Source organism: Endozoicomonas sp. ALB115 (assembly GCF_049310245.1).
Classification (GTDB): Bacteria; Pseudomonadota; Gammaproteobacteria; order Pseudomonadales; family Endozoicomonadaceae; genus Endozoicomonas.
Window position 1 is genome coordinate 1 of record NZ_JBLYZG010000191.1, and the last position, 1,183, is coordinate 1,183.

Here is a 1,183-nt window from a genome sequence, read left to right on the forward strand (position 1 = left end):
GAAATATGAAACCGTCGGCCAGTACTTTGGCTCGTCTTCCTGCAAAACTCAGTGAACGGTGGGAACAGTATCTTGAACCTTTTGAGTATATTCTGGCAGACAACTTTCAGGTTCCAGCCAATGCTGTGACGGTAGCGGCCTCTCTTGATGGTGTAATGCTGCCTATGAAGGACGGAAAGCGTCAGGAAAAACGGGACAAGGGAGCAGCTGAAGGCAAGCGTACCAGAGGCCCTGCGGGTTGTCAGGAAGCCAGTTGTGGGACGCTGTCGTTTTATGATGATCTGGGTAATCGTCTATCCACCATAAGGATGGGGCGAATGCCCGAGAGCAAGAAGGAGACATTGAAACAGTCCATCAAAAATCACCTGAATAAGGTCCTTGAACAAAAGCCGGGTCTGACATTGGTGAAAGTCGCAGATGGAGCCAAAGACAACTGGACATATCTCTCCAGCGATTTACCTGAAGGTCATGAAATTATCGACTTTTACCATGCGGCAGAGCACCTGAAGAAAGCCTTTGATCTGTCGTACGGTGAAAATAGTCCAAAGGCTAAAGAGAAGTTCAAAACGTACCGGCATATTCTGAAAGAAGAAACTGGCGGAATTGATAAAGTCATCAAGGCCCTGGCTTACCAACACAAAAAACACCCGCGCCGATCCAAGCTTAAGACCGAACTGGAATACTTCAGAAAAAATAGCCTACGGATGAAGTACGTAGAGCATTTGTCAAAAAGTCTTCCCATCGGCTCCGGAGTGATTGAAGCAGCATGCAAAACACTGGTTACTCAGCGCATGAAATGTTCGGGAATGCGGTGGAGAAATCCGGGAGGCCAAGGGATTCTAACGCTCAGGTCTTTAATCCAGAGCGACTGGTTTGATAAGGGCTGGCGGCTTCTGTCGGTCACCTATCGAGCCAAGATCAGCGGTCATAACGGCAATGTCATCCCATTTCCTAATAAAGTAGATCCATAGTACTTGTCAGTATGAGACTTTCACCCAATTGGATTACCTGGTACCGCTATTGGTGGAATGATAGGTGGTGTCTCAGCTTTCACTGGCGCATTAGCAACTGGATCGAGTATTACTGATGCGGTAATTGCAGGCAGTTTGGGGGCTGCTGCTGGCGCAGCAACGGGGCTCTTCGGTGGAGTAGGTATTGGTACGTCTGCTTTTATTGGTGGTGG

General features: G+C 48.4%; 1 pseudogene. It reads left to right on the plus strand.

Annotated features, from left to right (window positions below):
• A pseudogene (locus ACO6VE_RS24555) lies at window positions 1-971 on the plus strand (hypothetical protein); the annotation flags it as partial.
• Window positions 972-1,183 lie beyond the last annotated feature (212 nt).